The organism is Rubrobacter sp. M3-4 (assembly GCF_059772285.1).
Genome location: NZ_JCBAJP010000001.1, coordinates 359,299 through 370,787, shown reverse-complemented (window position 1 = coordinate 370,787; position 11,489 = coordinate 359,299). Strand labels below are relative to the sequence as shown.

13 protein-coding genes, 1 tRNA gene and 1 other RNA gene are annotated in these 11,489 nt (G+C 61.9%); 8 read left to right on the top strand and 7 right to left on the bottom strand.

Translation table 11 applies throughout. From position 1 onward, the window contains the following. On the top strand, positions 1-411 hold the full coding sequence (locus tag AC6EKW_RS01800) for a hypothetical protein (protein ID WP_273887194.1): 411 nt from the start codon (positions 1-3) through the stop codon (positions 409-411). Between the two features lie 61 nt (positions 412-472). After that, positions 473-1,624, top strand: coding sequence for an NYN domain-containing protein (locus tag AC6EKW_RS01795; protein ID WP_273887195.1), 1,152 nt, complete (start codon positions 473-475; stop codon positions 1,622-1,624). 17 nt (positions 1,625-1,641) lie between these two features. On the opposite strand, the gene AC6EKW_RS01790 is transcribed toward AC6EKW_RS01795, so the two are convergent. Then, positions 1,642-1,929, bottom strand: a complete 288-nt coding sequence (locus AC6EKW_RS01790) for a hypothetical protein (RefSeq protein ID WP_273887196.1) — start codon at positions 1,927-1,929, stop codon at positions 1,642-1,644. A 120-nt stretch (positions 1,930-2,049) separates the two neighbouring features. On the opposite strand from AC6EKW_RS01790, the gene AC6EKW_RS01785 reads away from it, so the two are divergent. The 5 genes from AC6EKW_RS01785 (at position 2,050) to AC6EKW_RS01765 (ending at position 6,340) form a co-directional block, all read left to right on the top strand. Then, positions 2,050-2,433 (top strand): hypothetical protein, encoded by a 384-nt coding sequence (locus AC6EKW_RS01785; protein ID WP_273887197.1) that lies wholly within the window; start codon positions 2,050-2,052, stop codon positions 2,431-2,433. A 24-nt stretch (positions 2,434-2,457) separates the two neighbouring features. Then, positions 2,458-2,848, top strand: an RNA gene (gene rnpB, locus AC6EKW_RS01780) — RNase P RNA component class A. Between the two features lie 153 nt (positions 2,849-3,001). Then, positions 3,002-3,733 carry a succinate dehydrogenase subunit SdhC gene (gene sdhC, locus AC6EKW_RS01775; protein ID WP_498513513.1) on the top strand — a complete coding sequence of 244 codons (732 nt, stop codon included), beginning with the start codon at positions 3,002-3,004 and terminating at the stop codon, positions 3,731-3,733. A gap of 16 nt (positions 3,734-3,749) precedes the next feature. Then, entirely contained in the window at positions 3,750-5,525 is a 1,776-nt protein-coding gene (locus AC6EKW_RS01770) for an FAD-binding protein (RefSeq protein WP_273887199.1), read from the top strand. After that, positions 5,522-6,340 (top strand): succinate dehydrogenase/fumarate reductase iron-sulfur subunit, encoded by an 819-nt coding sequence (locus AC6EKW_RS01765; protein ID WP_498513512.1) that lies wholly within the window; start codon positions 5,522-5,524, stop codon positions 6,338-6,340. Before AC6EKW_RS01770 ends, AC6EKW_RS01765 begins: the two co-directional genes overlap by 4 nt. A gap of 70 nt (positions 6,341-6,410) precedes the next feature. Here AC6EKW_RS01765 and AC6EKW_RS01760 read toward each other — a convergent pair. Next, positions 6,411-6,483: transfer RNA gene (locus tag AC6EKW_RS01760), tRNA-Gly, on the bottom strand. Positions 6,484-6,563: 80 nt separating this feature from the next. Between AC6EKW_RS01760 and AC6EKW_RS01755 the strand changes: the two genes are divergently transcribed. After that, positions 6,564-6,887, top strand: a complete 324-nt coding sequence (locus AC6EKW_RS01755; protein WP_498513511.1) for a DUF8011 family protein — start codon at positions 6,564-6,566, stop codon at positions 6,885-6,887. 411 nt (positions 6,888-7,298) lie between these two features. Here AC6EKW_RS01755 and AC6EKW_RS01750 read toward each other — a convergent pair whose 3' ends face one another. The 5 genes from AC6EKW_RS01750 to AC6EKW_RS01730 form a co-directional block, all read right to left on the bottom strand. Then, positions 7,299-7,787, bottom strand: coding sequence for a hypothetical protein (locus tag AC6EKW_RS01750; protein WP_273844893.1), 489 nt, complete (start codon positions 7,785-7,787; stop codon positions 7,299-7,301). A 378-nt stretch (positions 7,788-8,165) separates the two neighbouring features. After that, a complete protein-coding gene (locus tag AC6EKW_RS01745; protein WP_498513510.1) occupies positions 8,166-8,954 on the bottom strand; it encodes a hypothetical protein in 789 nt (262 codons plus the stop codon). Between the two features lie 15 nt (positions 8,955-8,969). Next, positions 8,970-9,539 (bottom strand): hypothetical protein, encoded by a 570-nt coding sequence (locus AC6EKW_RS01740; protein ID WP_498513509.1) that lies wholly within the window; start codon positions 9,537-9,539, stop codon positions 8,970-8,972. A 698-nt stretch (positions 9,540-10,237) separates the two neighbouring features. Further along, positions 10,238-10,843, bottom strand: coding sequence for a hypothetical protein (locus tag AC6EKW_RS01735; protein WP_498513508.1), 606 nt, complete (start codon positions 10,841-10,843; stop codon positions 10,238-10,240). After that, on the bottom strand, positions 10,840-11,457 hold the full coding sequence (locus AC6EKW_RS01730) for a MauE/DoxX family redox-associated membrane protein (RefSeq protein WP_498513507.1): 618 nt from the start codon (positions 11,455-11,457) through the stop codon (positions 10,840-10,842). The genes AC6EKW_RS01735 and AC6EKW_RS01730 overlap by 4 nt, the downstream gene beginning before the upstream one ends. Positions 11,458-11,489 lie beyond the last annotated feature (32 nt).

Here is an 11,489-nt window from a genome sequence, read left to right as displayed (position 1 = left end):
ATGGAGAGCTGTGACGGCGTCGTCGAGTGCACGGCCCTCGTCCTTGCCGAGAGCTGCACGGAGTTCGATGGCCGTCTGACCCTCTTCGGGGTACTGGATGAGATCGTGACCGGGCCCGACGGGTCGGCTTCCTTCGTCGTCTACGCCAAATTCGAGGGGTGCGAGCACGCCGGGGGAGAGAGGCGGACGTCTCGCATCCTCGTCACCGACGATGACGGGTCGATGGTAGAGGAGTCGGACGAGTTCGACATCTGGCTCGACGGACCGGAGAACTCCGCCACGGTAGTTGCCGCCTTCGATCTTCCCGAGGGGCTCGAGCGGGAGGACGAGGTGCTTTGGATCGAGGCCGTGCTGGACGGCGAGACCGTGGCGCAGACGGCGCTCCCGGTCCGCGAGAGGTACAGCGTATGAGAAAGAGAACGCGAGGGTCCGCTCCGGCGGGTCTCTCCGTTTCGATATAGCGAGGGAAAGTATGCCCGAGGATCTGGCAATCTTCATCGACTGGGAGAACATCTACATCTCCACGGTTACCGAGTACAACGCAAAGCCGAACGTCTCGGCGATCCTGGAGAAGGCGCGGGAGTTCGGCAGGATAGTCTCCGCGACGGCCTACGCCGACTGGACCGACGGGGACTTCAGGAACGCCCCGCCCACGCTCTATTCGAACGGGATCGCACCGCGCTACATCTCTGCCCGTTACTTCCCGGGTGGAAAGTCCTCGAAGCGGCGCACGAACTCGATAGACGTGATGCTCGCGGTGGAGTGCTCGGACTTTCTGCACAACCACCCGCAGGTGGGCACCTACGTGCTCGTGACCGGCGACGGGGACTTCATCCCGCTGGTGAACCTGCTCCGGAGCCAGGGCAAGACGGTGGTCGTGATCGGGGTCTCAGAAGCGGCCTCCTACCACCTGATCGAGTCGGCGGACCACTTCATCTCCTACGCCTCGCTGCTCGAGGAGGAGCGGGCGGCCAAAGCCCGCGACCGGGAGAAGAAGAAGCAGTTCGACCCGTTCAAGGAGCTCGTGCGCGCGGTCGAGGCGCTAAAGAAGGGGAACAAGGCGCGCGTGCTCGGGCAGGTCAAGCAGCAGATGATCGTGCAGCTCGGATCGTTCGACGAGCGCGAGGCGGGCTTCAAGAAGTTCAAGGACTTCGTGGTCGAGGCCGAACGCCGGGGGCTGGTGAATACCGTGGACCAGGACATGGAACTGCAGGTCTACCTGCCTGGTGAGAAGCTTCCCGAGCAGGGCGGACGTCCCGAGGATGACGGTGACAAGCACGATCGCGAGGAGGAATCCGAAGAGCGGGACATCGAGAGGGAGGGGCTGGACCTTTACGAGGACCTCACGCCTTATGAGCTCAAGACCATCTGTGAGCGGGTGGACGATCTGGGAGAGAGGGCCTCGATGGTCGAGATCGTCGGCAGCATCCGGGAGCTGGACGAGCGCGGGGAGCTGGAGCTCTCGGAGGAGGAGATCGAAGAGGTCGTGGAGGCTCTTCTGGAGGCCGGCTACCTGGAGAAGGTCCGGGCCAAGCCCTACGGAGCCGCCCTCTCCAGCATGAACTTCTACAGGCTGAACAAAGACCTCAAAGAGGTGAAGAACATCCTGAAGAGCGCGGCCTGAGACCCCTACCGCAGGGCTCAGTCCGCCAGCCGGTAGACCGTGAGGTTCGCGAAGAACAGGGCCACGGCCATCTGAGCGAGCGAGAGGGCGAACGTCTCGATGTCCTGCAGGACGCTGGCGTCGAGCATGAGCCGGAACGCCAGGATGAGGCCGAAGCCGATCACGAACCACAGCCCCGCCTTGACCATGTATCCCCGGGTCTTCTCCCGCCAGATCGCCATCCCGAAGAGCGCCGGTACGTAGAACGCGATCGCGAACGGTACGAAGTGCGATATGCCGTTCAGTATGCTCAGGATCATCTCCATGAACCACATTCTATACCAAAGTGCTTACATCAAAGGTGAGAGGTTACTGGAAAAATCCGGATGTCTTGTGTAATCTGAGGAGTCACCGCGTTTGGAGTCTTCTCTGAGGGGTCTGTCGAGATGGGAATAAACCAGAGGGTTTCGCTCAGGAAGTTCAAAGATGACATACGCAGGTGGGTGGAGGAGGGGAGGTCGGACGAGTGGATCGCCAGTGCTCTCGGGACGAGCGCTTCGTCGGTCCAGTCCTTCAGGTCCCGCAACGCCATCTACCGGAGGGAGATAGTCTCGACGGTCTATGCTCCCAGGGAGTACAGCCAGTACGAAGGGGTTCTCGAGAGGGAAGCGGGGCCCCCGGAGCGGGTGGGGGTATGGTTCGATCCGGCCGTGGCCGACGACAAGAGATGGAAGGATGTCTGGGAGGAGGCCGGGGAGGTCGAGGTCCGCGTCACGCCGAGCAGGATAGTGCTCGTGAAGAAGGCGAGTAATCGCACCACCCGTACCTGAGGTATATAATTTTTCCAGAGGGGTCGGGCCGCCCGACCCGCCGCTGTGTCCGCGACGGGCGGATGCAGAGGAAAGTCCGGACTCGTAGCAGAGGCCGCCTGGGCTAACAACCCAGGGGGCGGTGGGCGCAAGCCCACCGTCACGTCAAGTGCAACAGAGAGTAGACCAGCCGATGGCCGGGGTATCGGAACCTCCCGGCACAGGTGATGGGTGAAAGGGTGGGGTAAGAGCCCACCGGCGGTAACCCGTAAGGGTGCCGGCCAGGTAAACCACCGGTGCGAGCAAGCCAAATTTGTCCGGTTTATTCCGGGCATGGTAGGCGCGGCCCCTCCCAGAGGGGCCCGGAGGGGGAAGTTCCCTTCCGGAGATGGATGGCGGGTTAGAACAGAATCCGGCTTACGAGGCGGCCCGGTCCCCTTTCTTCGGCGGAGAGGCGAGAGGTGGCGGTATCCCGGTCACCGTTTGGGATGAAGACCGGAAAATGCGTTCACAGCCTGGTGGCGAACGGTACTTTATACTGCACGGGTGTCATGATGTTCGCTCAGAAGTCGCCTAGAGGGGAGAAGAGGTGTCGAGCATAGCAGCTGCCTGGAAGAAGTTACCCTGGTGGGTCGAACCGATGACCGTGGTCGTCGTTTTGGCGGGGTTTGGCATCTACTCGTTCATCGTCGTGGTCTTCGCCCAGCACAGCAGCTACCACGATCTGCTGTCTCCGTTCTACTCTCCCCACGTCAATTCGCCGGTGAGCTGGCTCTCGCCGGCGATGCTCGTCGCATGGATACCGCTCGGGTTCAGGATAACCTGCTACTACTACCGCAAGGCGTACTACAGGGCGTTCTTCTGGGACCCGCCGGCTTGCGTGGCCCGGGCCCAGAATCTGGAGCCCAGGCACAGCTACAACGGTGAGCGGGGCTTCTTCGTGTGGAACAACATCCACCGCTACTTCCTGTACGCCTCGAGCATCGTCGTCCTGTTTCTCTGGTACGACGCGATAAGGGCATTTTTCCCCGGCGGATCGTTCGGTTTCTCCATCGGTTCGCTCATACTCCTCATAAACGTGATACTCCTATCCATGTACACTGGGTCCTGCCATTCGTTCAGGCACCTCATCGGGGGAGGCAAGGACTGCTACACGTGCATAAGGGGCGGCATGGCCCGCCGCAAGGCCTACGGGTGGGTGAGTCGGCTCAACACCCGGCACTCACTGTGGGCCTGGCTCAGCCTGTTCTCGGTTCTCATCGCCGACATTTACATCAGGCTGCTCATAGCGGGCGTTATAACCGACATAAGGATCGTCTAGCGAAAGGGGAACTCAGGTGGAAGGCAACGGACATTCCGGGAGCACTGCCCGCGAGGAATACGAGGTGCGCGAGCACGACGTTCTGGTCATCGGGGCCGGTGGCGCCGGTCTGCGGGCCGCGATCGCCGTGGCCCAGAAGGGAATGTCCGTGGGGGTCGTCACCAAGAGCCTCTTGGGCAAGGCGCACACCGTCATGGCCGAGGGTGGGATAGCCGCGGCCCTCGGCAACGTCGATCCCGATGACAGCTGGGAGCAGCACTTCATCGACACGATGAACAGCGGCAAGTTCATCAACAACTGGCGCAAGGTCGAGATCTACGCAAAGGAAGCCCCGGCCGGCGTCATAGAGCTCGAGCAGTGGGGGGCGCTCTTCAACCGCACGGAGGAGGGCAAGATCCACCAGCGCCCCTTCGGAGGGCACACCTACCGCAGGCTCGCCCACATCGGCGACCGCACCGGGCTCGAGATGATCCGGACCCTGCAGGAGAAGCTCCTGACCACCGACGCCGAGGTCTACATGGAGACCACGGTGACCAAGCTGTTCAAGGACTCTCAGGGCAGGATATCTGGAGCCCTCGCGTACACTCGAGAGTCGGGGAAGTTCATCCTCTTCAAGACCAAGGCGATAGTCATGGCGACCGGAGGATGGGGCCGCATCTACAAGGTCACCTCGAACTCGTGGGAGGGCACCGGAGACGGCATCTTCCTGGCCTACGACGCCGGTGCGGAGCTCGTGGACATGGAGATGGTGCAGTTCCATCCCACGGGGATGGTCTGGCCTCCCGGTGTGCGCGGCATCCTGGTGACCGAGGGCGTGCGCGGCGAGGGTGGAATCCTGAGAAACGCCAACGGCGAGCGCTTCATGGAGCGTTACGATCCCCAGCGGATGGAGCTCTCCACCCGCGACGTGGTGGCGCGGGCGAACTACACCGAGGTGCAGGAGGGAAGAGGTACGCCGCACGGCGGTGTCTACCTGGACATCACACACCTCGGGTACGACGAGATCATGAAGCGGCTGCCGACGATGCACGAGCAGTTCCTCAAGCTCGCCGACGTGGACATCGCGAAGGAGCCGATGGAGGTCTTCCCTACCGTCCATTACAACATGGGCGGGCTCAAGGTCGAACCCGAGAGCTGCGCGACGACGATCCCGGGGCTCTTCGCCGCAGGGGAGGTCGCGGGCGGTCTGCACGGTGCGAACCGTCTCGGTGGCAACTCGCTCGGCGACCTGCTCGTCTTCGGACGCAGGGCCGGAGAAGGAGCCGCTGAGTACGTCGGGCAGAGCACGCACGCCGCCGGAGCCCCCGACGAGGAGGTGCAGGAGGAGATACGGCGGGTGCTGGAGCCACTCACGAAGAAGCCGAGCGACCGCGACGAGAGCCCGTACCTTCTGCAGGAGGAGCTGCAGGAGGCGATGATGCAGCACGCGAACCTCATGAGGGACGAGGATTCCCTCAAGGAAGGGCTCAGGAAGGTGCTCGCGATCAAGGAGCGCATCCCCAACGTCAGGGTCGGTGGCAGCAGGCTCTTCAACCCCGGCTGGCACGCCGCGCAGGACATCCGCTACATGGCGAACATCTCGGAGATCATCATCCGCTGCGCGCTCGAGCGCAAGGAGAAGCGGGGAGCCCAGTGGCGGCTCGACTGCGACGAGCTGGTCGAGGAGTACGGGAAGATCAACTTCGTCGTGAAGAAGAACGAGAAGGGGGAGCCGGTCATCGAGCGGCGTGAGATCCCGCCGATGCCGGAGCATCTGGCCGCGCTGTTCAAGAAGGAGAAGACCAAGGTATGAGCGAGGGAGACGTCACGTCCCGGGCTCACGCGCCGGTTGGCGAGGAGGAGCTCGGCGGCACGGATCGGACGATAAAGCTGAACATCTTCCGCGGCGACGCCGGGGGCGGCGAGGAGGTCGAGTACGAGATCCCCTACGTGGAGGGGATGGTGGTGCTGGACGCTGTGCTCTACATCCAGGCCCACCAGGCGAACGACCTCGCTGTGCGCTGGAACTGCAAGGCAGCCCACTGCGGCTCGTGCAGCGCCGAGATAAACGGGATGCCGAAGCTGATGTGCAAGACGCGCATCGACGAGTACGAGGGCAAGGATATACACGTGGGGCCGCTTCAGGCCTTCCCCCTGATAAAGGACCTCGTCACCGACGTCTCCTGGAACTACGAGGTGTCGAAGGGGATAACGCCTTTCACCACGAGCGAGAAGGCTCCCTTCACGCTCTACGAGGAGGACGTCGAGCGCCTCTACGAGCCGAAGAGCTGCATCGAGTGCTTCCTGTGCCAGGACGTCTGCCACGTGCTCCGCACCCACCACAAGCATCCGGAGTACGCCGGGCCGCGCTTCTTCGTGCGCAACCAGTGGCTCGAGATGCACCCGCTGGACGAGGCGAACCGTCTGCACGACCTCAAGGAAGAGAACGGCATCGGATACTGCAACATCACCAAGTGCTGCACCGAGGTCTGCCCGGTCGGAATCCACATCACGGACAACTCGATCATCCCGCTCAAGGAGCGGGTCGCGGGCGAGTACTACGACCCGGCCAAGTGGCTGATGCGCAAGATCCGGGGCCGCAGGAACGGAGATCGGGCCGCGGGTTAGCCTCGGAGCGGAAGCATTCACCGGAAGAGGCGGGGTATTGCCCCGCCTCTTTTCTTGCGGCATAAAAAAGAGCGGACGACGGGCTTCGAACCCGCGACCTCCAGCTTGGGAAGCTGGCGCTCTACCAACTGAGCTACGTCCGCGACCGGGCGTATTTTATCATGACGGAGAGGCGATTCGCTGCCCCTTCCTGCATCGGGGACGTATAATCCCGGGCATCGCGATGATCAGGAAGCTCTTCAACCGCGTGTTCCTGCACGAGCCGAGGGGCGGGGTGATCTACTTCGTCCTCCTCTCCGTGGGCGTGATGGACCTCTTCTACTCGCTCTACCTCTACGCGCTGCGGGGCTCTTCCTTCGCCTCGGACCCGACGAGCGGGGTGGAGGCTATGGCCCTCTGCGGCCTCTTCCTGGTGCTTCTCGGTGGTGCGGAGCTCGTGCCTGGAAAGGCCAGGGCGCTGGCCGCGCTGCTCCGGGCGGGGAGCTTCCTGTGTCTGCTCGCCGCCGTCGTCCTGCTGGCGGCGGTGGTCATCTCTCCGGGCGGCTGAGATCATCTCCCGGTGCATGCGATGAGGGCGTCTTCGGGATGCCGTCCGACCGGCCTGGGACACTGGTTGGATCTGGCTTGCTCTCAGAAGCGCTCTGCTGCGAGCCGCAGGCCGCTAAGGCAAGTACCACCAGGACCACCAGACCGACCGCCGTCTTTCTCAATGCGCATCCACCACCCTGAAGACTTCCATGATCACACCATCACAACCCGATCGCTATCGTACTCGCTAGGCCGACGAGAACGAGCTGGCAGGCTGCAATAGTCTGTGCTGCCGGGAAACACGCGATAAAATGCTCCTGCCAGTCGTCTCCTGGCAACCCGACGTTCAACCCCAGAATGATCGCCCAAACTGAGGGCTGCTGCGCGATGCCCCATTGCCTGCATCTTCGCCAGATGCGTGTATGACGGTCTATCGGCTAGAGCCAGTGCAAGCCACGATGGCATTGTCCTGGTTCCGACCGTCCGGCTTGGGACACTGAAGGGTAGAGGCGCGCGTGTACTTCGGTTTGACGGGGAGCGTTGTAAGGGTCAAGAGCGTGAACTTTTGCCGACGGCAGTCGATAGCGCCCTTGCCCTCCACGAGCCGTTCGGTCCCCACCGAGCCTTGTTCAAGATCGTCGGCGCGCCGTGCTAAAGAGTAGGCTATACCTCCTCTTGGTTGACCACCGCTGATGCCGCTGTTGGGGATGACCTGGATGGAGAGCAGCAGCATCCGGTCGTGTTGCTCGTGCCTATGGGCGAAGTAGCGGAGCAGGTCTTTTCTGTTATCAACCCCGACCTCTACCTTTCTGCCTCGGGACATGGCGTAGAGCCAAGGTGTCTGTTCCCATTTGGCTACGAAGAAGCGACTCAATCGATCCTGGTCGCCTTTGTTGTAAGCCTCAAGGAAGTGCGTCATTAGCCCTGCAGCTTGGCGCGGGCCACAACCCGGAGGTAGCTTCTGAGCATTGCGTGTCACCACCACCCTGCCCAATGGCTTGTAGGGCCGAACTGCGAGTGTCTTGGATCCCTCGGTGCTGTTCGATCTCGCCGCAGAGCCAGATGTTTGGCTGGCTTGTGCGGTTCCCGTCTCCTTGCCGGAGGTCTGCTCCTGCTGCCCGCAGCCCGCCAAGCCTAGTACCAGCAAAACCAGGACCACCGCAATCGCTACGCTGCTCGAAGCCCGCACCGTTAACCACCTTCCTCACAACCCGATCGCTATTGTACCCGCCAGGCCGATAAGGAAGAGCTGGTAGGCTGCGATAGTCGGATCTTCGCCAGATGCGTGTATGACGGTTTATCGGCTGGAGCCAGTGCAAGCCACGATGGTCCCGCCCTGGTTCGGGCCGTCCAGCTTCCGACACACGCGGACAGAATCAAAAGTGTTCTTCGGTTTGGCCGGTAGCGTTCCAATTGACGCACGCAAGATCTTTTGCCTGCGGCAATCGACAACGCCCTTGCCGACCGTAGGCCGTTCGGGTCCTTCCGGACCTTTCTTCAGATCGTCGGCGCGCCGGGCCAGCAGGAATGTGATGCCTCCCAATGGCCGACTACCCGTGGCTGTTCTTGCTTGACTACCGCTGGGAACCTTTTTGCCATCGCTGATAAAGCCGTTGGGGATGACCTGAATCGAGAGCAACCGCATACGTTCGTGATGCCTGTGTCTCCTGGCGAAGTAGCGGAGGAGGTCTTCTCTGTTGTACGTCAAAAATCTATCCATACTATAAAGCCAGGGCTCTAGTCCTGCTCTGGCCGGGAAGAAGCGGCGCAATTGTTCCTGGTCGCCTCTGTTGAAAGCCGCGACGAAATGAGTCATCAATCCGGCCATCTGGCGTGGTTTGCAGCCTGCGGGCAGCTTCTGAGCATCGCTTGTCACCACCACCCTGCCCAGTGGCTTGTAGGGCCGAACTGCGAGTGTCTTGGATCCCTCGGTGCTGTTCGATCTCGCCGCAGAGCCAGATGTTTGGCTGGCTTGTGCGGTTCCCGTCTCCTTGCCGGAGGTCTGCTCCTGCTGCCCGCAGCCCGCCAAGCCTAGTACCAGCAAAACCAGGACCACCGCAATCGCTACGCTGCTCGAAGCCCGCACCGTTAACCACCTTCCTCATAATCCGATCGTTATTGTACCTACCAGACCGACGAGGACGAGCTGGCAGGCGGCAATAGTCTGTGCTGCAGGAAAACGCGCGATAAAGCGCTCCTGCCAGTCGTCTCCTAGCAGCCCGATGTTCAGACCCAGGATGATCGCCCAGACCGCCGCACCTCTGGCCACGGAATAGGCCCCGTAGATGGCGGCACCCAAGGCTGGATCTGCAAAAAGGAAAGCACCTAGCGGGACGACGTACCACAGCCAGAAGCCGATGCGGCTGGTAACCCCGACGCCCAAGAACGAACCGTTCAACAGCGCCCAGGTGAGAGCTCCTTTGTGGAGCCATCTCTGCGGCGTCTCACGATCGAACTGCGGTAACGGAACCTTCCTGCCCAGCAACTCCAGGCTACCGATAGCAAGCGCTACCAAAGCAAGCAGGCTGGCCACGGCTACCCGGACTTCGAAGGGCAGCAGGATCCCCGCCGCACCGAGCGCCGCACCACTCAGCATGCCAGCAAAGGACGCAGACACCGAAAAGAGGAGTGCCTTGGCGATCCAGCTTCGTCCTGCCTGATTCCGCTCCACGGCGGAACTCGCGATCCCGAAGATCGCGTTCGGGCCTCAGGGCAAGGTTTGCTGAAGAATACCCACGCAGGCGGCGGAGAACAAGACTAGCCAGAATATCCACGCTCCCGGTTGCGAGCCTCGCGCGAGCATCCCCACCGTTACGCCAGCGGCAACCAATACACACCAAGCCCACATGTAGGCTGAAAACACTGATCTTATGCCTAGCAATTTTCCGAGAACCAAGCTCCCAACTCCTTGACGTTTACGTTAATACCGAAACTGTCCGGGCGTTGGTTAATTGAGGGCTACGAAGGACGCGTCCCCGCTGGTACAATGCCTTTGACGTTAGCTGGAGGGTGTTGTGGACACGGACTCAGCCGCGTACGCATTATGCAGTATTCCCCATTCGGTTGAACCCAATCGCAGCACCTGTAGGTGCATCCGTTTGCATAAGTGTACCAACATGTCCCATTACCACATGTGTTATAGCTGGGTCTATGACAACCCCCGCCACACCCGCAGCACCTGGAACAGAGTGGAAACCCTTCACACGGATAAGGATTTGCGGCGTGTGCAATTTCGGGCAGCATCAGCGAGGCAACGCTCGCGAACAGCGCACCACCTGCAAGGCGAAGGAAGCGGCTGCGGCCGAAACGTATGGCTTCCTGCTCTTCCTCGTCGCCTTCGATCAGTCGCTTGAGTTCCTCGGGCATGGGTTACCTCCTCGAGATAGAGGGAAAGATCCGGCTGGCGTTGGACTTCTGCTGCTCCTCATGCACGTCTTTTGCCAGAGCTACGAGGTCTGCCTTGCTATACAGGTACGATTTCCCAACTACCCTCCCTTCGCTGACCGCGACGGCGAAAGGTGTGCTCTGGATCTTTAGCTCCTCTGCAAGCCGGGTCGCCTCGGGGTCGCGCAGAACTCTTATACCTGAGGGGAGAAGATCGACGAGAGCGTCCAGGAGCGCCGCCCTCGAACCCGGCACCAAGGCCACGATCGGCAGCTCCAGACGGCTCCTGCCGAGTTCGGCTGCCAGCTCCCGGCACGGCGTGCAGGTGGCGGACATCAGTACCAGGAAACACTTCTGGCGCCGCAGCTCTGGCAGGATCGAGGCTACCTCATCAGGAACATCGCTGCCTACTTCCGGTCCGTCGTCGGCGAGGGAGAAGCCGTCCTCCGCCTGCTGGGGGACTGCATGGACGACCCCGGAGAGCCGCAGCGTGAGCAGCGAGATCTGGCGTATCACCAGCATCAGGACCAGCGTCAGCGCCCCCAGCCAGATACAGGCGGCGGCGAGCGCGGCGATCTCTAGTCCTCTCATGTGGCCTCCTCCGGTCCCGGTGCATTACGTTCGAGCAGGTCTCTGTTCCACTTCCACAGGTCCGGCACGCGGCCTAGAAGAACGACTGTTCCGAGGATCGCTGCTGCCACCACGAGCTCAAGAACCGGAGCCGCCCCCGGTTCGCGGTAGGAGTTCGTGGGGAGTGCCAAGATGGCAAGTGTTGAGGCGAGCAAAGCGAGCGCGCTCGTGCGCAGCAGGGTCCAGCGGGATAGTACCGAGTCTGTATCCCCGAAGCAGAAGCAGGCGAAGCGCTCGCCCGACCACAGGCTGCGGGCTATCAGCAAGGTGAAGACCCACAGCAGCGCGGCGGCGATGGCAATGATGAACCGCGACGCGGGTCCCCCGAGTGCCAGAGCCAACGCCAGGACCAGCTCCCCCGCGCCGAGGGCGAACCCCAGAGAAGGGCGGACCCGCCGGGCCACCTTGAAGTCCACCATGGCCATCGCGGCCAGGGCCGGTCGCCGCAGCTTCACAAGGCCGCTCCACACGAAGATGAGGGCAAGGAAAAGCGTTGCAATACTGTAACCGGGCTCTTCGCCCAGCGCACGTACGCCCTCCCCGATCAGCGAAACAGCTGCACCGAAACCACCCATGAGAAGAAGCCTAAGGTGAACCTGCGGTTACC

Bases quoted from the DNA above. Each gene is read 5' to 3' on its own strand.
- AC6EKW_RS01765 (WP_498513512.1), top strand. From the start codon at position 5,522: ATGAGCGAGGGAGACGTCACGTCCCGGGCTCACGCGCCGGTTGGCGAG.
- AC6EKW_RS01790 (WP_273887196.1), bottom strand. From the start codon at position 1,929: ATGGAGATGATCCTGAGCATACTGAACGGCATATCGCACTTCGTACCG.
- AC6EKW_RS01755 (WP_498513511.1), top strand. From the start codon at position 6,564: ATGATCAGGAAGCTCTTCAACCGCGTGTTCCTGCACGAGCCGAGGGGC.
- AC6EKW_RS01785 (WP_273887197.1), top strand. From the start codon at position 2,050: ATGGGAATAAACCAGAGGGTTTCGCTCAGGAAGTTCAAAGATGACATA.
- AC6EKW_RS01795 (WP_273887195.1), top strand. From the start codon at position 473: ATGCCCGAGGATCTGGCAATCTTCATCGACTGGGAGAACATCTACATC.
- AC6EKW_RS01750 (WP_273844893.1), bottom strand. From the start codon at position 7,787: ATGACGCACTTCCTTGAGGCTTACAACAAAGGCGACCAGGATCGATTG.
- AC6EKW_RS01800 (WP_273887194.1), top strand. From the start codon at position 1: ATGGAGAGCTGTGACGGCGTCGTCGAGTGCACGGCCCTCGTCCTTGCC.
- AC6EKW_RS01730 (WP_498513507.1), bottom strand. From the start codon at position 11,457: ATGGGTGGTTTCGGTGCAGCTGTTTCGCTGATCGGGGAGGGCGTACGT.
- AC6EKW_RS01735 (WP_498513508.1), bottom strand. From the start codon at position 10,843: ATGAGAGGACTAGAGATCGCCGCGCTCGCCGCCGCCTGTATCTGGCTG.